General features: G+C 72.0%; 20 protein-coding genes and 1 tRNA gene. 13 read left to right on the forward strand and 8 right to left on the reverse strand.

Annotation, left to right across the window (positions count from 1 at the left end):
• Positions 1-33: 33 nt before the first annotated feature.
• Complete coding sequence (locus ACXKR8_RS26680) at positions 34-759, forward strand: eCIS core domain-containing protein (RefSeq protein ID WP_462099866.1); 726 nt, start codon at positions 34-36, stop codon at positions 757-759.
• On the opposite strand, the gene ACXKR8_RS26685 is transcribed toward ACXKR8_RS26680, so the two are convergent.
• Both ACXKR8_RS26685 and ACXKR8_RS26690 read right to left on the reverse strand, forming a co-directional pair.
• Positions 728-904 (reverse strand): hypothetical protein, encoded by a 177-nt coding sequence (locus ACXKR8_RS26685; protein WP_458267113.1) that lies wholly within the window; start codon positions 902-904, stop codon positions 728-730. The two genes, ACXKR8_RS26680 and ACXKR8_RS26685, sit on opposite strands and share 32 nt — an antisense overlap.
• A 166-nt stretch (positions 905-1,070) precedes the next feature.
• Positions 1,071-1,514 (reverse strand): GNAT family N-acetyltransferase, encoded by a 444-nt coding sequence (locus ACXKR8_RS26690; protein WP_458267114.1) that lies wholly within the window; start codon positions 1,512-1,514, stop codon positions 1,071-1,073.
• A gap of 102 nt (positions 1,515-1,616) precedes the next feature.
• Between ACXKR8_RS26690 and ACXKR8_RS26695 the strand changes: the two genes are divergently transcribed.
• Complete coding sequence (locus tag ACXKR8_RS26695) at positions 1,617-2,555, forward strand: DUF4232 domain-containing protein (RefSeq protein ID WP_458267115.1); 939 nt, start codon at positions 1,617-1,619, stop codon at positions 2,553-2,555.
• A 43-nt stretch (positions 2,556-2,598) separates the two neighbouring features.
• Positions 2,599-2,973, forward strand: a complete 375-nt coding sequence (locus ACXKR8_RS26700) for a VOC family protein (RefSeq protein ID WP_458267116.1) — start codon at positions 2,599-2,601, stop codon at positions 2,971-2,973.
• A 10-nt stretch (positions 2,974-2,983) separates the two neighbouring features.
• On the opposite strand, the gene ACXKR8_RS26705 is transcribed toward ACXKR8_RS26700, so the two are convergent.
• Positions 2,984-3,832 (reverse strand): SAM-dependent methyltransferase, encoded by an 849-nt coding sequence (locus ACXKR8_RS26705; protein WP_458267117.1) that lies wholly within the window; start codon positions 3,830-3,832, stop codon positions 2,984-2,986.
• Positions 3,833-4,151: 319 nt separating this feature from the next.
• On the opposite strand from ACXKR8_RS26705, the gene ACXKR8_RS26710 reads away from it, so the two are divergent.
• From ACXKR8_RS26710 to ACXKR8_RS26735, 6 genes are all read left to right on the forward strand, one after another.
• Positions 4,152-4,583 (forward strand): STAS domain-containing protein, encoded by a 432-nt coding sequence (locus ACXKR8_RS26710; protein ID WP_458267118.1) that lies wholly within the window; start codon positions 4,152-4,154, stop codon positions 4,581-4,583.
• A gap of 17 nt (positions 4,584-4,600) precedes the next feature.
• Positions 4,601-5,356, forward strand: a complete 756-nt coding sequence (locus tag ACXKR8_RS26715; RefSeq protein WP_458267119.1) for a 4'-phosphopantetheinyl transferase family protein — start codon at positions 4,601-4,603, stop codon at positions 5,354-5,356.
• A 328-nt stretch (positions 5,357-5,684) separates the two neighbouring features.
• Complete coding sequence (locus ACXKR8_RS26720) at positions 5,685-5,984, forward strand: hypothetical protein (RefSeq protein ID WP_458267120.1); 300 nt, start codon at positions 5,685-5,687, stop codon at positions 5,982-5,984.
• A gap of 150 nt (positions 5,985-6,134) precedes the next feature.
• Positions 6,135-7,475 (forward strand): OB-fold domain-containing protein, encoded by a 1,341-nt coding sequence (locus ACXKR8_RS26725; RefSeq protein WP_458275088.1) that lies wholly within the window; start codon positions 6,135-6,137, stop codon positions 7,473-7,475.
• Positions 7,472-8,653 carry a lipid-transfer protein gene (locus ACXKR8_RS26730; protein ID WP_458267121.1) on the forward strand — a complete coding sequence of 394 codons (1,182 nt, stop codon included), beginning with the start codon at positions 7,472-7,474 and terminating at the stop codon, positions 8,651-8,653. The genes ACXKR8_RS26725 and ACXKR8_RS26730 overlap by 4 nt, the downstream gene beginning before the upstream one ends.
• A 189-nt stretch (positions 8,654-8,842) precedes the next feature.
• Positions 8,843-9,772, forward strand: a complete 930-nt coding sequence (locus tag ACXKR8_RS26735) for a TolB family protein (protein ID WP_458267122.1) — start codon at positions 8,843-8,845, stop codon at positions 9,770-9,772.
• Between the two features lie 13 nt (positions 9,773-9,785).
• On the opposite strand, the gene ACXKR8_RS26740 is transcribed toward ACXKR8_RS26735, so the two are convergent.
• Positions 9,786-10,754: an EamA family transporter gene (locus tag ACXKR8_RS26740; protein WP_458267123.1), complete on the reverse strand. Its 969-nt coding sequence runs from the start codon at positions 10,752-10,754 to the stop codon at positions 9,786-9,788.
• A gap of 94 nt (positions 10,755-10,848) precedes the next feature.
• Between ACXKR8_RS26740 and ACXKR8_RS26745 the strand changes: the two genes are divergently transcribed.
• Positions 10,849-11,721, forward strand: coding sequence for a DUF1906 domain-containing protein (locus ACXKR8_RS26745; protein ID WP_458267124.1), 873 nt, complete (start codon positions 10,849-10,851; stop codon positions 11,719-11,721).
• 143 nt (positions 11,722-11,864) lie between these two features.
• Positions 11,865-13,529, forward strand: a complete 1,665-nt coding sequence (locus ACXKR8_RS26750) for a long-chain fatty acid--CoA ligase (RefSeq protein WP_458267125.1) — start codon at positions 11,865-11,867, stop codon at positions 13,527-13,529.
• Positions 13,530-13,578: 49 nt separating this feature from the next.
• Here ACXKR8_RS26750 and ACXKR8_RS26755 read toward each other — a convergent pair whose 3' ends face one another.
• Positions 13,579-17,052 carry a hybrid sensor histidine kinase/response regulator gene (locus ACXKR8_RS26755; protein ID WP_458267126.1) on the reverse strand — a complete coding sequence of 1,158 codons (3,474 nt, stop codon included), beginning with the start codon at positions 17,050-17,052 and terminating at the stop codon, positions 13,579-13,581.
• Between the two features lie 227 nt (positions 17,053-17,279).
• On the opposite strand from ACXKR8_RS26755, the gene ACXKR8_RS26760 reads away from it, so the two are divergent.
• Positions 17,280-17,370: transfer RNA gene (locus ACXKR8_RS26760), tRNA-Ser, on the forward strand.
• Positions 17,371-17,460: 90 nt separating this feature from the next.
• Complete coding sequence (locus ACXKR8_RS26765; protein ID WP_458267127.1) at positions 17,461-18,258, forward strand: hypothetical protein; 798 nt, start codon at positions 17,461-17,463, stop codon at positions 18,256-18,258.
• Between the two features lie 56 nt (positions 18,259-18,314).
• On the opposite strand, the gene ACXKR8_RS26770 is transcribed toward ACXKR8_RS26765, so the two are convergent.
• The 3 genes from ACXKR8_RS26770 to ACXKR8_RS26780 are packed head-to-tail and all read right to left on the reverse strand — an operon-like array spanning position 18,315 to position 22,959.
• Positions 18,315-19,652 carry a UDP-glucose dehydrogenase family protein gene (locus ACXKR8_RS26770; RefSeq protein WP_458267128.1) on the reverse strand — a complete coding sequence of 446 codons (1,338 nt, stop codon included), beginning with the start codon at positions 19,650-19,652 and terminating at the stop codon, positions 18,315-18,317.
• A gap of 56 nt (positions 19,653-19,708) precedes the next feature.
• Positions 19,709-20,965, reverse strand: coding sequence for a right-handed parallel beta-helix repeat-containing protein (locus tag ACXKR8_RS26775; protein ID WP_458267129.1), 1,257 nt, complete (start codon positions 20,963-20,965; stop codon positions 19,709-19,711).
• Between the two features lie 8 nt (positions 20,966-20,973).
• Positions 20,974-22,959 (reverse strand): right-handed parallel beta-helix repeat-containing protein, encoded by a 1,986-nt coding sequence (locus ACXKR8_RS26780; RefSeq protein ID WP_458267130.1) that lies wholly within the window; start codon positions 22,957-22,959, stop codon positions 20,974-20,976.
• Between the last annotated feature and the right edge of the window lie 39 nt (positions 22,960-22,998).

A 22,998-nucleotide genomic window follows, 5' to 3' on the forward strand; every position in this document is an offset into this window, starting at 1 on the left:
GACTTCGTCACCCTCTTCGGAAAGGCTCGACGCATGCGCGCGCAAGACCCGGGCATGGCCACCGACGCGGCTAAACCGCGGCGTTCCGCGTCCAGCACCGCCTCGGCCGCCGCCGCGGCCGCCCGGTCCGGCCCCACCGCGGCCGCGATCCACCAGCTCCAGCGGACCGCCGGCAACACGGCCGTGGCCAGGGTGCTGCAGCGGAAGGCGCACCAGCACACCGCGGACTGCGGACACGGGCAGTCCGTCGCACAGATCCAGTCCGTCGCGCAGATCCAGTCCGAGAAGGTCCGCGGCGTCCTCGGATCTCGCGGGCGTACGCTGCCGGAGCCGATCCAGCGGGAGGCGGAAGGCCGGTTGGGGGTGCCCGAGGGCAGCTTCCGGTCCGTCGAGATCCTCGACAGCCCCAGGGACAAGGAGGTGGCCCGGACCATCGGCGCGGTCGCCTTCACCTCACGCAAGAAGATCGTCGGAGACGTCTCCACCAAGAAGACCCTGCTGCACGAGCTGATCCACGTCGGCCAGCAGGAGCGGGGGCCGGTGCCCGGCACTGACAGCGGGAACGGCCTGAAGGTCTCCGACGAGAACGACCCCAAGGAGAAGGAAGCAGTCTCCGGCGCAACCCGAGCCCTGGCCGCCCCCTTCCCCGCCCGCAGGCGCCCGCCCGACGCCGCGGCTGACCACCCACCTCGGCCGCGAGCGACCGCCCCCGCGGGGAGCGGTGCGCTCAGGCGTACGGAAGCAGATCCACCGTGTTGAGGTCGAAGTCGAACGGTCGGGGGATGCGGAGGGTGTCGCCGAAGTCGACGTCCTCGCGGCGGTGGTACTTCTTGCTGTCGGGGTTGCTGAAGAGAGTGACGGTCTTCAGCCGGGCGTCGACCACCAGGTACAGCGGGATTCCCATGAGCGCGGACCACCACCGCCTTCCCACGCGACGGCCCGGCGCTTCCGCCGCCTCGGCATCGCACCCGCAGCACCCCATCCTTACCCTGGAACGGACCGACCCGGCCCCCTGGCGCACCCGGAGTCGACCTGGCACCGGGTACTGCGCCAGGTCACCCGGGGATGGACTAACTGGCCGTCAGTGACTTGAACAGGTGCACGTCCGCGTGCCCGCCGGGGATGCCCAAGGTCCGGCCTGTCTCCACATAGCCGTGGCGCTGGTAGAAGCCGGGGGCCTGGAAGGTGAAGGAGGAGACCGCGACACGATCGCAACCCCGTTGCCGCGCCTCCGCCTCGGCTGCCTGCAGGATCCGGCTGCCCCAGCCGTCCTTGCGACTGTCGTCGCGAACCCACAGCAACTCGATGCCGCAGAGCCCGCCCCAGGTCCACGCGGCCAGCCCGCCGACCAGTCGGCCTGCTTCGTCGGTGACCTTGACCGAGAAGCTGCCCTGGTCGGACGCGCCGGTGGCGGCCTTGTTGAAGGCGACCAGTTCCTCGGAGAGCCGTTCGTTGAGTTCGGTGTCGCGCTCGCCGGTGGTCAGCGTCGGGCCGGAGCCGTGGTCAGTCGTCACGACGCGGATTATGGCATTCCCCATTCGGCCCGTGACGAGGCCGTGACCGGCAGCATGATCTCCGTCACAGCCCGGGCCGGTCGAGTCTGATCGACTTGTCGGATGCCCCGCGCCCCCCGCACCAGCGCCTCCCGCACCCTCGCCCTTCCCACCGCCCTGACCTGCCTCCTGCTGCTGCTCACAGCGTGCGGATCGCAGCGGGCCGCTACGCAGAGCGCCGGCACCCCCACCTGCGGCCCCTCCGCCCCCAACAGCGCGGCCAGTTCGGCCGGTTCGACCATTTCCGCCCCGGCCGCAGACCCCTCCGGCCAGGCGATGGACGGAGTCAGGATCGTCGGTGCGGCCGGCTGCCTGGCGTTCGCGGTCACCAACGATGAACCGGAGAACGCCACCTACACGATCACCTTCGAGCTGATGTCCAGCGCGGGAGGGGCGCTGTCGAGTGCGAAGCAGACCGTGCCGTCCGTGAAGCCCGGCCAGACCGTGCAGCGGCCGGTCGCCCTGGGGGAGCTGCCCACGGGCATCGGCTCCGGCGCGGGCTCCGGCGGCCAGACGCGGGTGCGGATCGTCACGGTCAGGGACGTCCCCACCGCCGAGGCGCCGTCCGTGGCAGGACCCTGTCCGGCCTCGGGCGTGCGGGTGTTCATCGACAACGGCGACGCCGCCATGGGACTGCGGGTCGTCGGCGTGCAGCTGCAGAACTGCGGGACGCAGGCTTACCGCCTCAACGGCTATCCGCAGCTGCAGCTCCTCGACCAGGGGCACAAGCCGGTCGACAGCGTGAAGATCCTGCACGGCGGCGACGCCGTCGCCACCGGCACCGGAACCGACGGCAAGCCCCAGCAGCTGGTGCTGAAGCCGGGGGAGAGCGCCCACGCCGGGCTGGTCTGGCGCAACACCACCGGCCAGGGCAGCGATCCGGTGAACGCCCCCTACGTGCGGGTGGTGCCGAAGCCCGGCGCCGCCCCGGTGATGGTCACACCCGAGCTCGACCTGGGCACGACGGGAAAGCTCGCCGTCGGCCCCTGGCAGAAGGGCTAGCGCAGGCTGGACCGGTGCGGGCGCCGCCGACATAGTGGCGCCCATGGTCTCTCTCGTACGACACATCACCATCGACAGCGCCGACGCCTACCGCCTCGCCGGCTTCTGGGCCGCGGTGCTCGACGGCGCGCTGCAGGAGGACGACCGGCCCGGCGATCCGGAGGTACTGGTGACCGTCCCGGGCGCCGGCCTCCTCTTCATCGCCGTCCCTGACGCCAAGACGGTCAAGAACCGGGTGCATCTGGACCTCCAGCCGCAGGACCGCACCCGCGATGAGGAGGTCGAGCGCGTCCTGGCGCTGGGCGCCACCCTGGTCGCCGACCACCGCCGGGCCGACGGCACCGGCTGGGCCGTTCTCGCTGACCCCGAGGGCAATGAATTCTGCGTCGAGCGCAGCGCCGCCGAACGATCCTCCTGACTTTTGGAGCTCAGGGCTTGGTGGCGACGCCCCCGTACCAGGTGATGTCCTCCGGGCGGGCCTCGCGGTCGATGGCGTTGTCCGGGCGCCAGCGGTTGACCAGTTGCAGCCCGGGCTCGACCAGCTCCAGGCCGTCGAAGAAGCGGAGCACCTCCGCGTGGGGGCGCAGGTGCAGGTTCACCCCCGAGGCCCGGTAGGCGTCCAGGGCCCGGGCAGCGGCTTCGTCGGAGAAGTCCTCGGTGCCGTGGGTGAGGATCAGCTTGCTGCCGCTGGGGCAGGCGTCGAGCAGCTCGGCGACCAGGCCGTACGGGTCCTCCGCGTCGGCGACGAAGTGCAGGACCGCGACCAGCATCAGGCAGACCGGCTGCTTCAGGTCCAGCACGCTCCGCAGGCTGGGGTGCTCCAGGATCGAGGCGGGCCGGCGGATGTCGGCGTCGATGTAGGCGGTGCGTCCCTGCGGTGCGCTGACCAGCAGGGCGCGTGCGTGCACCAGGACCATGGGGTCGTTGTCGACGTAGACGACCCGGGCCTCGGGCGCGGCGGCCTGGGCGACCTCATGGGTGTTCGGCGAGGTGGGGATCCCGGTGCCGATGTCGAGGAACTGCCGGATGCCCTGCGCGGCGGCGAACTCGACCGCCCGGCACATGAACCGGCGGTTGGCCTGCGCGGCCAGGGCCAGGCTGGGCCGCAGCGCGAGCACCTGCTGGGCCGCCGCGCGGTCGGCGGGGAAGTTGTCCTTTCCGCCGATGAAATAGTCATAGATCCGCGCACTGTGGGCGATATCGGTCCTCATGGGTGAGGGGATCTCCCAGTTCGGCTCCATCTTCGTCCAACCCTCCAGATGCGAACGTTCCGCCATGGCGTTGCCCTCCCCTGCTGACGCGACGTCAACGGTCATGCTAGATCAACCGTTTGCCCCAGCGGCACCCCGGGCTTCCAACCGTGACCGGCTGCTCCGGACGGGGTGGTTTTCACAACGGATGGGTAACAGCGTCGGGTCGGAGCCAACGGAAACTGGGTGCCAGGGCGTTGTAGTAGGTGAGGGATGCCGCCGGAGTGACCGGGGTGGTGTCCTCTCGCACTGCGGAGCACGGCGATCCAGGAGCGCGGCCATGACGGGGACAGGGATTTCTGGCAGGAACACAGATGTCGGGAACACAGATGTCGGGACCACAGATGTGACGTGGCACCAGAGGGGTTCCCAGGTCCGTACGGTGGCCCCGGCCGGCGACGGTGTCGGAGGAGCCGGCGGGGGCCGCGGCGGGCGCATCGTGGTGGAGCTGTACGGCGAGATCGACATCGCGACGGCCCGGCTGGTGACCCGCCACCTGGACGCCGCCACCGGCGGGGACCGCCCGCAGGTGGTGGTCGACCTGCGCGGCGTCAGCTTCATCGACAGCGGCGGCATGGGTCCGCTCTGCCGGGCCTGGTGCCGGGCCCAGGACCGGGGCGGCGACGTGTCGCTGATCTGCACGGACGCGCGCATCCTGAAGACCCTGCGGCTGGCCGGACTGACTCCGACCATGTCCGTCGCGACCCCGCGCGGAGGCCTCCGGCTGGGGCGGCGCGGGGCGGTGCGGCTGCGGGTGAGGGAGCATGGCGGGAAGTAACCCGCCAGGAGGAAATCTTGTCCAGCCCCGATCTGTGGCTACTGCGCGTCTCCGACCTGTCCGGGGACGGCCCCGCCGCCGACGCGTCGGCCCTGCTGGCCCTGCTGGACACGTCGGGTGCGGCGGAGCTGTTGAACGAGGACGAGCGGGCCAGCGCCGCCGCCTTCGTCCGCGACGAGGACCGGATCCGCTATGCCGCGGCGCACATCGCGCTGCGCCGGCTGCTGGCCGCCGCCACCGGGAGGCCCGCCCAGGATCTCGTCCTGATCAGGGAGCCCTGCCCCTGCTGCGGTGAGCTGCACGGCCGCCCGGCCCTCGCTGACCCGCCCGGTCCGCTGCACTTCTCGCTGTCCCACGGCGGCGACCTGGTGCTGATCGGCATCGCCGCCGTCCCGATCGGCGTGGACGTCGAGGGGCTGCCCGGGGCGGACGCGGTGGCGGAGCTGGTGTCGGTGCTGCACCCCGGCGAGCAGGCAGAGCTTGCGGTGCTGCCTGCCGACCAGCGGATCTCCGCCTTCGCCCGGCTCTGGACCCGCAAGGAGGCCTATCTGAAGGCCATCGGCACCGGCCTCGGCCGCGACCCGGCAGCCGACTACCTCGGCACCGGCGGCCTCGCCGCGACCCCGGCCGGCTGGGCCGTCGCCGACCTGCCCACGGACGATCCGACGCACGCGGCCGCCTTCGCCGTCCAGGGCGGCCCGGCGGCTTCGGCGGAGGTGCGGCTGCGCCCGCTCTCCCCGGCCTTCGTCCTGACCGGCGCTGACGGGGACTGACGGGCGCCGAGGGGGGCGCTGAGGGCCGCTGCGAGCGCCCCCGGCGTGCGCGAAAGGCGGGCTGTACGCCCCCCTATGGCGGCTTCCAAGGTCGGCCAGGGGGCCAAATGGGCGGTATCGCAAGGGAAAACCGTTACGGCGCGAACTGTCGGTCGTTCAGGGGTTAGGGCTCCCATGTCACGCTTATGAGGGAACTATCCACTGGAGGTTGGATATCCGTCGGCCGTATGGGTCAGTCTGAAGGTGCGACGTCGCAGGCCGGGCAGGCCGCATGTGGCCGCATGACCTGCCCATACCGTGTTCGACTTCCACGCCTTGGAGGAACCACATGTCCCGTATCCGCATTGCCCTTTCCGCAGCCCCGATCGCCGTCGCCATGATCCTGGCGGGCGCCGGCGCAGCCTCCGCCGACAATGGATCATTCGCGAGCGGTGGCTCCAACAGCAGCATCGTGTCCAACACGGGCAGCGGAAACCTGTCCGGCTGGGTGAATGGCAACTCCAACTGGACCCAGCAGACCGCGACCGGATCCGGCGCCTCCAACGCCAACAACACGCTGGGTGTGAACGGCAACTCCGGCGCTGTGTACAGCAGCCAGTCCAACAGCAATGTGCGGATCTTCTTCTAGCATCCAGCAGCTCCGCTGATGTAGCAGGACGGCTCTGCCGCATTGTCCGCCCCGAGGTCGGTCCCACGCCTCGGGGCGGGCCCGCGTCCGCCCGAGACGCGGCCGTCCCCTTGACTGGGCCAATGTATCTGACGCACAGTCAGATCTGTGATGGAGTCCACCGATCCACAGCAGTACCAGGAGTACGCGGGTCGTCCCGCCGCGGCCGGGGGCCGTGCGCAGGACCTGGTGAACGCGCCGATGATCCGGCACTGGTGCGAGGCCATGGGCGATACCAGCCCCGCCTACACCGGTCCGAACGCCGTCGCGCCACCGGCGATGCTGCAGGCCTGGACCCTGGCCGGGCTGGGCTTCGACGGCGAGGCCGACCAGTCGGGACGCAGCAGCGTCTATGACGACCTGCTCGCCCGCCTGGACGCCGAGGGCTTCCGCTCGGTGGTCGCCACCGACTGCGAGCAGGAGTACCTCCGACCGCTGCACCCCGGGCAGCGGCTGGTCTACGACGCCGAGATCGAATCGGTGTCGGGCCGGAAGACCACCGCGCTGGGCGTCGGGCACTTCGTCACGACCCGGATGGACCTCCGCGCGTACGACGAGAGCGCGGGGGAGAAGCCGGAGGAGGCCGCGCCGGTGGCGACGCACCGCTTCCGCATCCTCAAGTTCCGCCCGGCGGAGGCGGCGGCGAAAACAGAGCCGAGGCCGGAAGAGGCGCTCCGTCCCCGCCCCGTCGTCAACCGCGACAACGCGGGCTTCTGGGAGGGCGTCGCCGCAGGCGAACTGCGCTTCCAGCGCTGCGAACGGTGCGGGACGCCGCGGCTGCCCTGGCTGCCCGGCTGCAACGCCTGCGGCTCGGCCGAGTGGACGGCGGAGGCCGCGAGCGGCGCCGGGACGGTCTACTCGCATGTCACCGTGCACCACCCGCTGCCTGCCGCGTTCCGGGCCGGCGGCCCCTACGCCGTCGCGCTGGTGGAGCTCGCGGAGGGGGTCAGGATCGTCAGCAATGTGATCGGCCTCCCCCCGGCCGAGGTGCGGATCGGACTGCCGGTCCAGCTCTCCTTCGAGCGCTGCGACGAGGAACTGACGCTGCCGCTGTTCCGTTCCGCCACCGCCGACGACCTGCCGCCGCTGCGGATCCCGGTCACCCGGACGCTGATCGTCGCCGGGGCCATCGCCTCCCGCGACTACCAGGACGTCCACCACGATGTCGAACTCGCCCACAGCAAGGGGGCGCCGGACATCTTCATGAACATCCTGACCAGCAACGGCCTGGTCGGACGGTATGTCACCGACTGGGCCGGGCCGCAGGCGGTGCTGACCGGCATCTCGGTACGGCTCGGCGTTCCGGCCTATCCCGGCGACGAGCTGACGTTCACCGGCCGGGTCACCGAGCGCGCGGGGAGGCAGCTGACCCTCACCGTCACCGGCCGGCACGCCCGCGGCGCGCACGTCACCGCGAAAGTCCGCCTCACCGTCCCGGAGGGACAGGCATGAGCCTCACCCGCGCCGACACCCTCGGCGGTCGCGCCGCCATCGCCGGCATCGGCGCGACCGAGTTCTCCAAGGACTCCGGCCGCAGCGAGCTCAAGCTCGCCGTCGAGGCGGTCCAGGCCGCGCTGGAGGACGCCGGGCTTCGTCCACAGGATGTGGACGGACTGGTCACCTTCACCATGGACACCAATCCGGAGATCACCGTCGCCCAGGCGGCGGGCATCGGCGAGCTGAGCTTCTTCTCCCGGATCCACTACGGCGGCGGCGCCGCCTGCGCCACCGTCCAGCAGGCGGCGCTCGCCGTCGCCAGCGGCATCGCGGAGGTCGTGGTCTGCTACCGGGCCTTCAACGAGCGGTCGCAGCACCGCTTCGGATCGGGTCTGATGAACCGTCAACCCTCGTCTGAGGGAACGGCGATGGGTTGGACCATGCCCTACGGGCTGCTCACCCCGGCCTCCTGGGTGGCGCTGCACGCCCAGCGCTATCTGCACACCTACGGGCTCACCCCGGACGCCTTCGGTCCGGTCGCGGTGGCCGACCGCCGCCATGCCGCGACCAACCCCGCCGCGTACTTCTACCAGCGCCCGATCACCCTGGCCGACCACGCCGCGTCACGCTGGATCGTCGAGCCGCTGCGGCTGCTCGACTGCTGCCAGGAGACCGACGGCGGCCAGGCGCTGGTGGTCACCACCCCGGAACGGGCCCGTGACCTGCGGCAACGTCCCGCTGTGATCACCGCCGCGGCGCAGGGCGCGGGCCGGAACCAGGAGGCGATGACCAGCTTCTACCGGGACGGTCTGACCGGCCTGCCGGAGATGAGCGTCGTCGCCCGCCAGCTCTGGCGCACCAGTGGCCTGGGTCCGGCCGACATCGACACCGCGGTGCTCTACGACCACTTCACCCCCTTCGTGCTGATGCAGTTGGAGGAGTTCGGCTTCTGCGCCCCCGGCGAGGCCGCCGACTTCGCCGCCGACGGCGGCTTGGAGCTCGGCGGCCGGCTGCCGGTGAACACCCACGGCGGCCAACTGGGAGAGGCGTATCTGCACGGGATGAACGGCATCGCCGAGGCCGTCCGCCAGGTGCGCGGCAGTTCGGTCAACCAGGTGCCGGACGCGGAGCACGTCCTGGTGACGGCGGGCACCGGCGTCCCGACGTCGGGCCTGCTGCTGGGTCGCGGGTAGCCCCCCACCGCTGGGTCGGGGGCAGCCCGCCGCGACCGCTGCAGCCCGCCACGACCGCTGCAGCCCCCCGCGACCGCTGTTTCCGCTGTTGCACGCCGGTGACAGTAGGCCGACAGATCCACGATCTTCGGCTGACAGTCTTCTCTCATCGCACAGCGCAGCAGCCGAATCCCAGGGGGAGTCACCACCATGTCAGTCCGTATCCGCGCCACCCGCCGCACCGCCGCCATCGCCGCCATCGCCCTCACCGCCGGTCTGACCGCGCTGCTGCCGACGGCCGCCAACGCCGCCTCCACCCAGGCCCGGGTGCTGAACGGGACCAAGGGCAACGGGCTGACCATCAGCAACGGCACCAAGTACGTGGTGATGAACGGCACCCGGGTCAACTTCGGGGTCATCGTCCGCGACCTGGCCTGGTCCCCGGACGGCAAGAAGGCGGCCTTCATCGACGGCAAGGGCAACCTGGAGGTCGCCAACGCCAACGCCACGGGCCGCCACATAGTCGCCGTCAACCCCGGCCACCAGACCTGGTCCCACCCGACCTGGCAGGTCACCAAGGCCATCGTCCGCGACCAGGTGCCGGCCGCGAGCAACATCATCTTCAGCAGCAGCAAGAGCGGTGTCAGCAGCCTCAAGCGCATCTCGGCCACGGCCTACCACGGCACCCCGGCCGCCCTGCCGCTCGGCGAGTGGAGCGGCCCCGGTGTTCCGAACAACCCCACCACCGGCAACACCTGGCCCAGCGGGGGCGGAGCCTTCGGCACCTCCTTCTACGAGAACACACGCACCGGCGAGATCTACATCCGTGACGACTACCTCCGCCAGCAGGGCGGCCCGATCACCCGCGGCTCCGAGCCGGCGCAGTCGCCCAACGGCCAGGAGATCGTGTTCGTCCGCTCGGTCAAGGGCCACGACCACATCTTCGTCAGCAACGACGGCCAGCACGTCAAGGACCTGACCCCGCACGCCACCACCAACTACACCGAGCCGACCTGGTCCGCGGACGGCAAGACCATCGCCTTCCGCACCCCCACCGGCACCGACATCATCCCGGCCAACGGCTCCAAGGGCCCGGTGAAGATCTCCTCCTACACCGGCCTCGCCGCCTACCGCGGCTGATGGCAGCAGTCGGCTACCGGCGCGACGGCCGCTCGGTGAGCGTCGCGCCCGCAGTCGCCCCGATGACGCAGGCGATGCCGAGCAGCTGCACCCCGCCGAGCACCTGACCCAGGATCACCAGCCCGATCAGGGCGCTGACAGCCGGCTCCATGCTGGCGATCACACTGAAGATCCGCTCCGGCAGCCGTCGGAGCGCGGTCATCTCCAGCAGGTAGGGGATGACCGGGAAGAGGATGGCGACACCCGCCACCGACAGCAGGAGCAGCCAGGGCCGCGGGCTCTGGCTGAGTCCGTGCCAGGCCTCGCCGAGGCCGAACGGGGCCAGCACGACGGCCGCGGCGGTCAGCGACAGCGCGAGCCCGTCGAAGCCCTCGAATGCCCGGCCGACCCGCTGGGTGAGCAGGATGTACCCGGCCAGGCAGGCCGCCGCGGCGAAGGCGCTGACCAGGCCGCGCGGGTCGAGGTGGGCGCCGTGCGGTTGGCCGACCAGGGTCAGCAGCAGCACGCCGGCCCCGGCCAGCAGCGCCCACAGCACATGCCCGAGCCGACGCGAGAACAGCAGCGCCACCGCCAGCGGCCCGAGGAACTCGATGGTCGCCGCCGTGCCCATCGGCAGCCGGTGCACCGCGTCCGCGAACAGCAGGGTCATCCCGGCCGAGGCGAGGCCGAGCAGCAGGGCCGAGAGCAGGTCGCGGGCGCTGCGTCCGCGCAGCCGCGGCCGGGTCCAGCCGAGCAGCACCACGGAGGCGGTGATCAGCCGCAGCGAGGTGGTCCCGGCGACGCCGAGGGTGGGGAACAGCGGGGTCGACAGCGCGATGCCGGTCTGCACGGTGAACATGGCCGCAAGACAGAAGAACGGCGCCGGGATCAGATCCAGGCGCCGCTGCGGGGTGGGGGTCGCTCCGCCGGGTGGCGGTCCGTCAGCGGGGCCGCGGGGTGCGCGGGGTTCGCTGGGAGTCGGGGCAACAAGGGGAGCGGACATGGCGTCAGTCTGACGTAAGGACTGTTTGGGGGGCGAACGCGTTACCGTGGCGTGGCTAGTAGGACGATAGTGGACATAACGGTCACGATCGCATGTGACTACTATCCGAACGGCAGTCGTTGCCGCCCTGCTCTCCCTCGGTTGCCTCGCGGCGACACTCACCGGCCAGGCCACCGCCGCCGAAGCCGCGACCGCCGCCGCCACCGCTGAAGCCGCCGCCGCGCCCACCGCCGCCGCCCCGCAGGTCTTCACCGGTCAGGCGTTCGATACCTGTGCCGCGCCCAGCCTCACCGCCCTGCGCAGCTGGCACGAGACCTCCCCCTACGGCGCCATCGGCATCTACATCGGCGGCAACAACCGCGGCTGCGCCCAGCCCCTGCTCACCCCGGCCTGGACCCGCTCCGCGACGACGATCGGCTGGCGGCTGCTCCCGCTCTACGTCGGTTCGCAGGCCCCGTGCCTCCCGGCGAAGAGCAGGACCGCCAGGATCAGCCCCAGCCGCGCCCTCGCCATGGGCACCACCGAGGGCAGGGACGCGGTCAAGGCCGCCGGTGGGCTGGCGCTCACCGCGGGCAGCCCGATCTACCTGGACATGGAGTCCTACGACCGCGGCTCCAGCTGCACCCTCGCGGTGCTGCAGTACACCGCCGCCTGGTCCCGCGCCGTCCGCGCGGCCGGCTACCTGGCCGGCTTCTACAGCAGCGCCGACACCGGCATCGCCGACATCGCCTCGGCCGCGCTCAACCGCAGCACCCGCGCCGTGGCCACCGACCTGCCGGACGTGCTCTGGTACGCCCGCTGGGACAACCGCGCCAGCACCGACGGCTACCGCGCGCTCAGCAGCAGCCAGTGGGCCGGTCACCGCCGGGTGCACCAGTTCGTCGGCAACGCCAAGGAGAGCCACGGCGGCGTCACCATGAACGTCGACCGCAACGCGGTGGACGCCCCGGTCGCCCTGGTCCACTGACGGCCGGTCCGCCGAAAGCGGGACCGACCCGCGGTACACCGTCCCAGCTACTGACACCGACCCCCGAGAGCGACAGAATCACCTCTCAGAACGCTGCTACCGGCAGGTAGTACAGTCGTTTCCCCCGGTCAAGGAGGACCCAGGTGCTCAGCACGATGCAGGACGTCCCACTCACCGTCGGGCGCATCCTCGCCCATGGCTCCACCTTCCACGGCACGTCCACGGTGGCGACCTGGGACGGCGAGAAGGCCGTCGCCCGCAGCTTCGCCGAGGTCGGCGCCCGCGCCGCACAGCTCGCCCACGCGCTCCGCGACGAACTGGGCGTGACCGGGGACCAGCGGGTGGCGACCCTGATGTGGAACAACACCGAGCACCAGGAGGCGTACCTGGCGATCCCCTCCATGGGCGCGGTGCTGCACACCCTCAACCTGCGGCTGCCCCCGCAGCAGCTGTCCTTCATCATCAACCACGCCGCCGACCACACCGTCATCGTCAACGGCAGCGTGCTGCCCCTGATCGCCCCGCTGCTGCCGCAGCTGCGCCCGACGCTGCGTCACATCGTGGTCGTCGGCGAGGGCGACCGCTCCGTGCTGGACGGCTTCGCCGGCAGCGTCCACGACTACGAGGAGCTGATCGCGGACCGCCCGACCAGCTTCCCGCACCCGGTGGACCTGGACGAGCGCACGGCCGGCGCGCTCTGCTACACCTCGGGCACGACCGGCGACCCCAAGGGCGTCGCCTACTCGCACCGCTCCATGTACCTGCACTCCATGCAGGTGCTCTCGGCCGAGAGCTTCGGCCTGACCAGCGCCGACAAGGCGCTGCCGGTGGTCCCGATGTTCCACGTCAACGCCTGGGGGCTGCCCTACGCGGCGTTCATGGCCGGCACCTCGCTGCTGATGCCCGACCGCTTCCTGCAGCCGCAGCCGCTGGCCGCGATGATCACCGCCGAGCACCCCACCTTCAGCGCCGCCGTCCCCACCATCTGGACCGGCCTGCTGGACGAACTGGACGCGCACCCCGACGTCTACGACACCAGCGCCCTGCGCCGGGTCGTCATCGGCGGCTCGGCCTGCCCGCCCGCGCTGATGAAGGCCTTCGAGGAGCGCCACGGCGTCAACGTCATACACGCCTGGGGCATGACCGAGACCTCCCCGCTCGGCAGCGTCGCGCTCCCGCCCGGCGGCCTCACCCCCGAGGAGGCCTGGCCCTACCGGCTCTCCCAGGGCCGCTTCCCGGCCTCGGTCGAGCCCCGGGTGATCGGCCCGGACGGCATCGCGCTGCCGCACGACGGCGAGTCGGCCGGCGAGATCGAGGTCCGCGGCCCCTGGATCGCCGCCGCCTACTACGGCGGCGCCGACAAGCCCCCGGAGCTCGGCGACAAGTTCAGCGACGACGGCTGGCTGCGCACCGGCGACGTCGGCACCATCAGCCCGGACGGCTACCTCAACCTCACCGACCGGGCCAAGGACGTCATCAAGTCCGGCGGCGAGTGGATCTCCTCGGTCGAGCTGGAGAACGAACTGATGGCCCATCAGGACGTGCTCGAAGCCGCGGTCGTCGCCGTCCCCGACGAGAAGTGGGGCGAGCGGCCGCTGGTCACCGTGGTGCTGCGGCCCGGCGCCACGGCCGGCTTCCCCGAGCTGCGCGCCTTCCTGGCCACCCGGATCGCCCGCTGGCAGCTGCCGGAGCGCTGGAGCATCGTCCAGTCCGTGCCGAAGACCTCGGTCGGCAAGTTCGACAAGAAGGTCATCCGCAAGGCCTATGCCGAGGGCGGCCTCGACGTGACCACCCTCGGCAAGGAGTAACAGACCGGCCCGAGGATCAAGGTGCCGATGCTCACTGGACGGCGGCGGATCAGCCGCCCAGTGAGCCGATCTTGCCCAGCAGGTCCACTATCCGGGACTGCACCTCGGCGCTGGTCGAGCGCTCCGCGAGGAACAGCACCGTCTCGCCGGAGCGCAGCCGGGAGTTCTGCCGCGAGCCCTCGGTGCCGTCGCCGCCGTCGTCGACGGAGGTGTAGACGACCAGCGGGGTGCGGTGCAGCTGGTTGTTGTCGCGCAGCCAGTCCACGATGCCGACCCGGCGGCGGCGGATCAGCATCAGATCCATCACCACCAGGTTCGGCTGGACGCTGCCGGCCTTCTCCACCGCGTCGTTCTCGCTCAGCGCGTGCACCACGTGCATCCCGCGCCGTTCCAGCGTCGCCGTGAACGCCGCCGCCACGTCCGGGTCCTGCTCCACCAGCAGCACCCGGGGCGCGTGCCGCTCGCTGTCGCGCGGCGCGAGCGCGCGCAGCAGCACGGCCGGGTCCGCCCCGTACGCCGCCTCCCTGGTCGCCTGCCCAAGACCCGCCGTCACCAGCACCGGGACGTTGGCGTCCCCGGCGGCGGTGCGCAGCGTCTGCAGCGCGGTCCTGGTGATCGGCCCGGTCAGCGGGTCCACGAACAGCGCCGCGGGGAAGCCGGCCACCTGCCCCTCGACCTCCTCGCGGGTGCGCACGATGACGGGACGGTAGCCCCGGTCCTGCAGCGCCTGACGGGTCGACGGATCCGGCTCCGGCCACACCAGCAGCCGGCGCGGACGGCCGTCGGCGGCGGGGGCGACCATGGTCGGGTAGTCCGCACCCGCGATGAACTCCAGCCGGCTCTCGGTGCCGGGCCCCTGCTCCTCCTCGGCGCGGGTCTGCTGGGCAGCGGCGGACGCGGGTTCCAGCGCCAGCGCGTCAGGACCGGCCCCCAGCGCCCGACCATTGGTCGAACCGCCGGAGCCGGTGTTGTTGCCACTGCCACTGCCACTGCCGCTGGCAGTGCTGTTACCGCTGCTGTTACCGCTGTTACCGCCGCCGTCCGGGCCGAAGCGGCCGCCGAAGGGCGCCGCGGCCGGGATCGACTGGAGCGCCACCGGCTGCAGCGCGGCCGGCCCCGAGCCCTGCTCCTGTGTCTGCTGCCCCGGCACGACCACATTGCTGCTGCCGCCCACCGGCTCCAGCGCCAGCGGCCCGCCGGACTCCGGGTAGGACCGCCCGGACTGGTCGTCGCCCGGCGGGATGGCCAGCCGGCGCCGACGGCCGCTGGGGGAGGCCGCCTCGGCCTGGGCGGGCGCGGGAGTATCGATCCTGCTGCCCGCCGGAGGCAGCGCGTGCTCGAGCCCGGGGTAGACCGGGCCGCCGATCAGGCCGGGGAAGCCGTTCGTCCCCAACCCCTGCTGCAGTGAGCGCGCCTGCGCCTGCTGCTGCTGGGCCTGCTGGGCCTGGGCCTGCTGCTCCCGCTGCTGTTCCTGCTGCTCCTGTTGTTCCTGCTGCTGGGCCTCCAGCACCGCGCGCGGCGGCCGTACCACCTCGGGCGCGGGCAGGGCGCGGCGGCGCCGGGAGCGGTCGATGCCCTGGGCGGGCGTTTCCGGCTTCGACTCGGCCAGGCTCTCCACACTGCGCCGGGCGGCGGGCAGCGAAGCGCCACCGGCCGTCCCGCCACCACCCTGGTCGGCGTCGGGGGTCTGCGCCGGGCTCTGCGACTGCGCCGCACTCGGGGCCTGCGAAGCCTGCGCCTGCGAAACCTGCGCCTGCGGGGCCTGCACCTGTGGGGCCGGGGCTTCCAGTCCGGGCAGCTCCGGCAGCATCGCGGTCTCGTTCTCCCGGGACCGGTCCGCCTCCCGGGCCGCGGTGGCGGCCCGCTCGGCCGCCTCGCCGGCGGTCGCCGGGTCCAGCGGAAGCTCCACCACATAGGTCCGGCCCTGCTTGCCGGGCAGCTCGTGGGACTGCAGCACGCCGCCGTGCCGCTCCACCATGCCGCGCGCTATCGGCAGGTGCACCGGGCTCCCGCCCGCGCTGGGGCCGCGGACCTCGATCCGTGCCACCGAGCCGCGCTGGGCGGCCGCTATCACCACGGTCGGTCCCTGGGCCGGCCCGCCGGACAGCCCGGAGGCCACCCCCACGGCCATCCCGTACAGCCCGTTGCCGCCCTCGCTGCCGCCCTGGACCCCGCTCGCCGCCACATCCGCGATCAGATGGCCGAGGGCCTGCGCCAGCCGCTCCTGGTCCGCGATCACCTCGACCTCGGACGGGTGCACCGCGAACCGCACCCGGTCCTCGCCGATCAGCTCGGTCGCTGCCGCGACCGCCCGCCGGACCACCTTGTCCAGGCCGACCGGGCGGCGCTCCAGGGTCTCCCGTCCGGCGTCGAGCGCGGCGTCGAAGCGCTGATAGGACAGCACCCCGTCGACCAGCCGCGAGGTGCGGGCGCAGTCGGCGGCCAGCCGCCGCAGCACCCAGTTGGCCTCCGGCCAGAGCTGGCCCGCCGGATCGGCCGCGAGCCGCTCCAGGGTGCCCTGCAGCCGGGTCAGCGGCTCGTCCAGCTCCTCCCGCAGCACGGCGGTGAGGTGCTCGTGCCGGGCCGCCAGGGACAGGTAGGCGGTGCGGTCGGTGAAGGTCATCACCGCGCCGACCAGCTGCTCGCCGTCCCGGACCGGGGCGGTGGACAGCTCCACGTGCACCGGGCGGCCGTCCTTGCGCCACAGCACCGCGGTGCGGACCCGGTGCTTGCGGCCCGAGGTCAGGGTGTCCGCGAGCGGGGACTCCTCGGCGGGCTGCGGGGTGCCGTCGGCCTTGGAGTGCTGCACCAGCGGCAGCAGCTCCTGGCCGCCCAGCTCGCTGGCGCGGTAGCCGAGGATGTGCGCGGCGGCCGGGTTGACCAGCACCACCCGGCCGTCGATGTCCACCCCGAGGACGCCCTCGGCGGCGGCCCGCAGGATCATCTCGGTCTGCTTGTGCTGGCGCCGCAGCTCCGCCTCGACCTCCAGCCGGGCCGACAGGTCGCGCACCACGATCAGCAGCAGCTCCCGGTCGGAGGGACGCGCGCCACCCCCGGCGCTCCCGCCGCCGCTCCCGCCGTAGCCGTACCGGGACACGCCCCCGTAGGAGTCGTACGGGCCGTAGCCCTCCCGGCCGCTCTCGCCGGATCCTCCGGTGGTGCCCAGGCCGCCACCGAGCAGCCCGTCGTCCTCGAACTCGTTTCCGGCCACCTCGACCGGGAAAGTGGTTCCGTCCGTCCGCCGCGCTGTCATCCGTACGGGGGTGCCGCCGTCGTCCTCGGCACCGTCCTCGGCGCGGGTGCGCGGGCGCATCGAGCCGGGGATCCGGCTCGGATCGAAGTCCGGGAGGAGGTCGAGCACGCCCATGCCGACCAGCGAGGTGCCGGGCGTCTGCAGACTTCGCACGGCGGCGGCGTTGGCGTCCACGACCGTGCCATTGCTGTTCACCAGCAGCAAGGCGTCCGGAAGCGCATCGAGTATGGCTGCGAGGCGAGCAGTGCCTCGGGTCGGCCTGCTGCTCACGACGAGCCGTCCTCCCTAGCTGACATCCCTGCCGCAGCCGCCCGAACCTGCCGCTGCGTCGGCTGGCCTCCCCCCAGGCTCACCAGCAAGCACTATCCCACACTCATTTTTGCGATAGCGGCGATCCGCCTAGTAACGTGGATACCGGTTGGCCGCAGCCCACGAGGCTGTGGCATCATCCATGCAGCAGGTCGTGACCGCCGTCGGGCGGTTCATGACCCATGCAGGGAGGCTTCGCCTAGTCCGGTCTATGGCGCCGCACTGCTAATGCGGTTTGGGTTTTAACGCCCATCGGGGGTTCAAATCCCCCAGCCTCCGCAGTCTGATCAGGGAGTTCGTACCTCACGGTGCGGACTCCCTGCTGCGTTTCTGCGCGCTGCCGCGTTTCAGCGAGAGGGGACCCGACCCTTGACCAGCACCGACCGACCTCTCCCCGAGGTCGAGCAACTCCGGACCGCGGCCGACGCCCGGGTCCGCGCCAGGATCACCGCGGCGGCCCGCCGCCGCGAACAGCTGTCCTACACCCGTGCGGCCTTCGGTCTCCGCCGAACCGCCGGCGTCCAGTACCGCAACAGCGCCAAGGCCGCCCGGCACCACCCCGCCCGCCACCACGGCGGGCCAGGGCCGGGATGCACCGCACCGGCCCCGCTCATAGCGTGGAACAGCACCGTCCATGGGCATCGGCCGTCGGGAGTCCCTGTGATCAAGCTGGAGCGGGTGGCCGACTGGGCCGCCGAACGGTCCCTCTACCAGGACCTGTACCGGGGCCTGCCGGTGCCGATGCCGGAACTGACGCGCAGTACCTGGCCCCCGCCCGCCGGAGTCGTGGCCGCCAGGCGCGACGGGCAGCTGCTCGGCTGGGCGGTGTTCTTCGCCGACGCCGACGCCGACGCCGACGCCGACGCCTACGCCGACGCCAACGCCGAGCGGGGCGGTCCGGATCACGGGGCAGTGCTGCAGTGGATCCTGGTGGCCCGGGAGCGGCAGCGGATCACCTCCGGCTGGAACACCGAGCACGGGGTGACCGCGGACGAGTCCGAGCTGCTGGCGGCCCTGGCGGCCGCCGCGGCCGAGGGGGCCCGGGCAGCCGGATACCGGGCGCTGCGCTGGTGGGAGGCCGAACCGGGCTTCGCCCAGAGCCTCGCCGAACGCACCGGCGCGCAGCGGGCGGAGGGGGCGGACGGACCGTACCGGCTCGCCTGGTGACGCCGCCCGGCCGCCGCACGGGTGGACGGCCGGGGCGGTGTCGAAGGCTCAGATCCTCACGGGCGGCCGAGGGCGCGGTAGGTCCAGCCGGCCGCGCGCCAGGCCGCCGGGTCGAGGGCGTGGCGGCCGTCGACGATGCTGCGGCCCGCGGTGACCGCGGCCAGGGCGTCGGGTTCGATGTCGCGGAACTCGTTCCACTCGGTCAGCAGGACCACCACGTCTGCGTCCTTCGCGGCCTCCAACGTGCTCTCGGCGTAGTCGAGTTCGGGGTAGCTGCGGCGTGCGTTGGCCATCGCCTGCGGGTCGTACACCCGGACGACCGCGCCCGCGCGGCGCAGGCTGACCGAGACGTCCAGCGCGGGCGCGTCGCGGATGTCGTCCGAGTTGGGCTTGAACGCCGCTCCGAGCGCTGCGACCTTCACTCCCTCCAGGCTGCCCCCGGCCAGCTCGCGGACCAGGTCGACGGTGCGGGACCTGCGGCGGCGGTTGATGGCGTCCACCTCGTGCAGAAAGGCCACCGCCTGGCCGACGCCCAACTCCTCGGCGCGGTGCGCGAAGGCGCGGATGTCCTTGGGCAGGCAGCCGCCGCCGAAGCCGAGGCCCGGCTTCAGGAAGCGTCCGCCGATCCGGTCGTCGTAGGCGAGCGCCGCCGCGAGGTCGTGCACGTCCGCGCCGGTGGCCTCGCAGACCTCGGCCATGGCGTTGATGTAGGAGATCTTGGTCGCCAGGAAGGAGTTGGCGGCGACCTTCACCAGCTCCGCCGTCGGCAGGTCGGTCACCACGACCGGTGAGCCGCCCTCTATGACCGGGGCGAACGCCGTGCGCAGCTGCTGTTCGGCCCAGGCCGAGGAGGTGCCGAAGACCAGCCGGTCCGGACGCAGGGTGTCCTCGACGGCGTAGCCCTCGCGCAGGAACTCCGGGTTCCAGGCCAGCTCCACCGCCTCCCCGGCGGGCGCGAGGCCCTGCAGCAGCCCGGTGAGCCGCGCCGCCGTGCCGACCGGGACGGTGGATTTCCCGACCACCAGGGCTCTCCGGGTGAGGTGTGGCGCGAGCGAGGTGACGGCGCTGTCGACGTAGGTCATGTCGGCCGCGTCCGAGCCGGGCTGCTGCGGAGTGCCGACGCAGAGGAAGTGCAGGTCGCCGAACGCGCCGGCCTCGGCGTAGTCGGTGGTGAAGCGGAGCCGGCCGGAGTCCAGGGCCTTGGCGAGCTGCTCGGGCAGCCCGGGCTCGAAGAAGGGGACCTCGCCCGCGTTGAGCCGGTCGACCTTCTCCTGCGAGACGTCGATGCCGAGGACCTCGAAACCGAGGACCGCCATGCAGATGGCGTGGGTGGCACCGAGGTAGCCGGTGCCGATGACGGTGAGACGGAGCGGCTGTGCGGAGGCTGATGACATGGGGGTCTCCTCAGAGCAGGTCGAGTCGGGTCGGAATTGATTCAGCTCGGTTCGGGTCAGGGCGTGCAGGGCACGTTGCTCAGGCCCTTGCCCGCGCCCTGGACCTTGTTGTCGCAGGTGATCCGGTTGCCCAGGACCGGCGTCAGATGGAACCCGTAGCCGGGGCCGTTCACGTCGGCCGTATTGCCCTTGAAGGTGTTGCCGGTGCCCCAGCCCTTGAGGATCTCGTGGGTCTGGAAGCCGTCCTGCGGCGAGTTGTGGCCGGTGTTGCCCTGGATCAGATAGCCGTTGCCCTTGACGTTGATCCAGCCGCTGCCGCCGGCGCTGGTGATGCCGTCGCCGTTGAAGGTGTTGTCGAGGATGAGGCCACCGGTGGTGCCCTCCTTGACGTCCACGTTCTCCGCCGTGGTCTGGTCGAAGACATTGCCCTTGACCGTGTTGCGGTCGCTGTTGTCGGGCTGACATGCGGTCAGGCTGCACCAGTTGGACTTGGCGGTGCCCAGGTAGACGCCCTCGCCGAACTTGTCGCGGTTCAGCCCGGTGTGCTCGACGGTGTTGCCGACGACCAGGTTGTCACTGCTGAACTCCCGCAGGTGGATCGCCTCGTCGCCGATCTGATGCACCGTCAATCCCTGCACGGTGGAGTGCTGGGTGTGGTCCAGCACCACCCCCTTCTGGCCATTCTGGACGGTGAAGCCGACCAGGTGCCAGTAGGCGGAGTTCTGGATGTGCAGGACATAGCCCTTGCCGGTGCTGCCGCCGTCGAGGACCGCCCCCGGCCCGCCGCAGAGGTAGACCGGATCGGCCGCGGTGCCGACCGCGGTGGCGCTGAACTGGCCCTGGTAGGTGCCGTCGGCGAGGTCGATGACCGAGCCGGGGGCGACCGAGGTCAGGGCGTTCACCAGCTCCTCGGCCGAACCGACCGTCACCGTCGCGGTCGGGCAGGACGCCGCCCCGCCCGCCCCGGCCGTACCCGTCCCGGCCTCGCCCGTGGAGCCGTCCGCCGAGGGCGCCGCGGACGGGTCGGCCGACGGCTCGCCGCTGGCGTCCCCGCCGGTGTAACTGCTGGCCCCGGCGGTCGGGACGCCGGTCGGCAGGCCGCCCTTGTGGTGTCGGCTCTGGCTCGCGTCGACCGTCTTGCCGGCGTTCCCGCTCCCGTTCCCACCCCCGCCGCTGAAAGCGAGGACGCAGATGACCGTGGCCATCAGCGCGCCTCCCAGCCCGAACAGGGCGGGCATCCGCCACCAGCCCGGCGGCCTGGGCGGTCGCGGCGGCCGAGGTGAGGGCGGGGACACCGGCGGTGCGCTGCTCATGTCGGCGCTCACCCCACGGGCTCGAGCTGGTCGCCGGCCCGGGCGGCGGCCTGGGCCGCGGACGGGTCCTGGGCCGCGTGCCGTCCGGTGGACTCGGCCCGGGCCGCGGCCAGCTCGCCCACGATCACCTGCGGCAGCGGCGTCTTGTCCTGGTACGGGAGCCCGGCCAGCAGGTCGCTGGACGAGCCGGCGGTGTGCAGCCGCCTGCTCCGGCGGCCCTTCACCCCGGCCACCACGATCAGCAGGAAGACGCCGATCCAGACCAGCGTGGTCGGGTGCAGCAGCCGCAGGATCCGGGTCAGCAGCGGCGTGGTGTTGTGCCAGCCGATGGTGTCGTTGGAGCCGACCAGGTGGCCGCCCTCGGACCGGGACGAGGAGACCGCGCTGGTGCCCTCGCCGCTCAGCACGTTGTCGGAGATATTGGTGCCGCTGTCCTTGCCGACCAGGGTCACCGCGTGCAGCGCGGCGCCCTTCACGGTGTTCCCGGTCACGTCGGCGGTGGAGTCGCGCAGGTAGATGCCGGTCTGGGCGCCCTTCACGATGTTGCCGCTGACGGTGCCGCCGGTGTTGCCGTCGCGGATGGAGATGCCCTCGCGCTGCTGGGCGGTGAGGATGTTGCCGACCAGGGAGACCTTGTCCGAGTTGCGGCGGACCACGATGCCCATGGTGTTTCCGGCGATGCCGTTGTTGTCGATGTTGATGTTCATCCCGCCGAGCACCTCGACACCGTAGTGCCCGTTGTTGTTCGCGGTGCTGTTGGCGATGGTGTTGTTGCCGTACGAGCCGACCGGACCGCCGGACGCGGACGGTCCGGTGGCCAGCGCCTGGCCGTTCAGGGTGAAGCCGTTGCCGGAGTTCTGGTCGGCGGTGGAGCCGCTGATCCGGATCTCCTGGGCCGCCCGGGCCAGCACGAAGCCGTCGCCCTGGTTGCGGCTGGAGTCGACCTTCTCGAGCACCACCTGGGTGGCGAAGCGGTACAGCACCAGGCCGTCGACCAGGCTGCCGCTGATCTTCGTCCGGGAGATCTGGACCCCGTTGGCGCTGGAGACGAAGAGGCCGTAGGCATCGCCGGTGATGGTCGAGTCGCTGATCGTCGCGGAGACATAGGAGAGGCCGCCGACGTCGAACTGGCTGCCCGGGGTGGCGATCGCGCCGGCCGGCAGGCTGTCCACCGCGCTGGTGCCCAGGTCGTCCGTGGACTTCGCCGCGTCCTTGCCCTTCTCCAGCTTCTGCGCGGCCTTGCTGTCCTTGCGGGCGACCTTGCCGTGCACCGGGACGTAGGGCGTCGGGCCCTGGGTCGAGCCGGTGTTGGGCCGGTCGGTGCCGGTGAGGCTGATGCCGCCGGTGCGTCCGCTCCAGAAGCCCAGGTCGGAGGCTTCGACGTGCTCCATGGTGAAGGTGCCGCCGATGGCCCTGATGTAGGCGCGGCCGTCGGTGGGATCGGTGTCCGGCTTCGCGGTCCGCGCGTCCCAGCTGGTGATCCGCAGCGGCTGCTGCACGCTGCCGACCATGGACAGCGAGCCGCCGAACGCGACGATGCTGACGAAGCCGTTGACGTTGCTGGCCATCCGTAGGGTCAGCCCGCCCGGAGCGGTGAGGTTGAGCTTCGCGCCGTTGTCGACATAGATGCTCTCCAGCAGCAGGTACGAGCCGTCCGCCTGCCGTACGAAGGTCTGCGGAGCGAGTTTCAGCAGGTCGGTGACGGTGTACGCGGCCTTCCGCGAGGTCAGCACCAGGGTGTAGCCGGAGGCGGTGGCCAGCCGGTACGGGGACTTCCAGCTGGTGCCGTGCAAGGGGGCGACCGAGACGACCGAACGCAGCTGCGAGATCCGCCGGTCCTCGGCGGCGAGGACCGCGGACTCCTTGGCCGCGGTGGTCGCGTCCAGGACCGGCGCGGCGGCGACCGGGGTTGTGCCGCTGGTGCTGCCGGGGGCGTCGGCGGCCGCCGTGGTCGCAGCCGGCCCGGCCAACGCACCCAGGACCAGCGCGGTCAACGCCCCAGCCGCCACCCGATGGACCACGCTGCGGCGCTG

Source organism: Streptacidiphilus sp. PAMC 29251, from assembly GCF_054208735.2.

Coding starts and splice junctions, on each gene's coding strand:
- ACXKR8_RS26770 (WP_458267128.1), bottom strand. CDS start 19,652: ATGTCATCAGCCTCCGCACAGCCGCTCCGTCTCACCGTCATCGGCACC.
- ACXKR8_RS26720 (WP_458267120.1), top strand. CDS start 5,685: ATGTCCCGTATCCGCATTGCCCTTTCCGCAGCCCCGATCGCCGTCGCC.
- ACXKR8_RS26700 (WP_458267116.1), top strand. CDS start 2,599: ATGGTCTCTCTCGTACGACACATCACCATCGACAGCGCCGACGCCTAC.
- ACXKR8_RS26725 (WP_458275088.1), top strand. CDS start 6,135: ATGGAGTCCACCGATCCACAGCAGTACCAGGAGTACGCGGGTCGTCCC.
- ACXKR8_RS26695 (WP_458267115.1), top strand. CDS start 1,617: ATGCCCCGCGCCCCCCGCACCAGCGCCTCCCGCACCCTCGCCCTTCCC.
- ACXKR8_RS26705 (WP_458267117.1), bottom strand. CDS start 3,832: ATGGCGGAACGTTCGCATCTGGAGGGTTGGACGAAGATGGAGCCGAAC.
- ACXKR8_RS26740 (WP_458267123.1), bottom strand. CDS start 10,754: ATGTCCGCTCCCCTTGTTGCCCCGACTCCCAGCGAACCCCGCGCACCC.
- ACXKR8_RS26735 (WP_458267122.1), top strand. CDS start 8,843: ATGTCAGTCCGTATCCGCGCCACCCGCCGCACCGCCGCCATCGCCGCC.
- ACXKR8_RS26730 (WP_458267121.1), top strand. CDS start 7,472: ATGAGCCTCACCCGCGCCGACACCCTCGGCGGTCGCGCCGCCATCGCC.
- ACXKR8_RS26775 (WP_458267129.1), bottom strand. CDS start 20,965: ATGAGCAGCGCACCGCCGGTGTCCCCGCCCTCACCTCGGCCGCCGCGA.
- ACXKR8_RS26680 (WP_462099866.1), top strand. CDS start 34: ATGCGCGCGCAAGACCCGGGCATGGCCACCGACGCGGCTAAACCGCGG.
- ACXKR8_RS26685 (WP_458267113.1), bottom strand. CDS start 904: ATGGGAATCCCGCTGTACCTGGTGGTCGACGCCCGGCTGAAGACCGTC.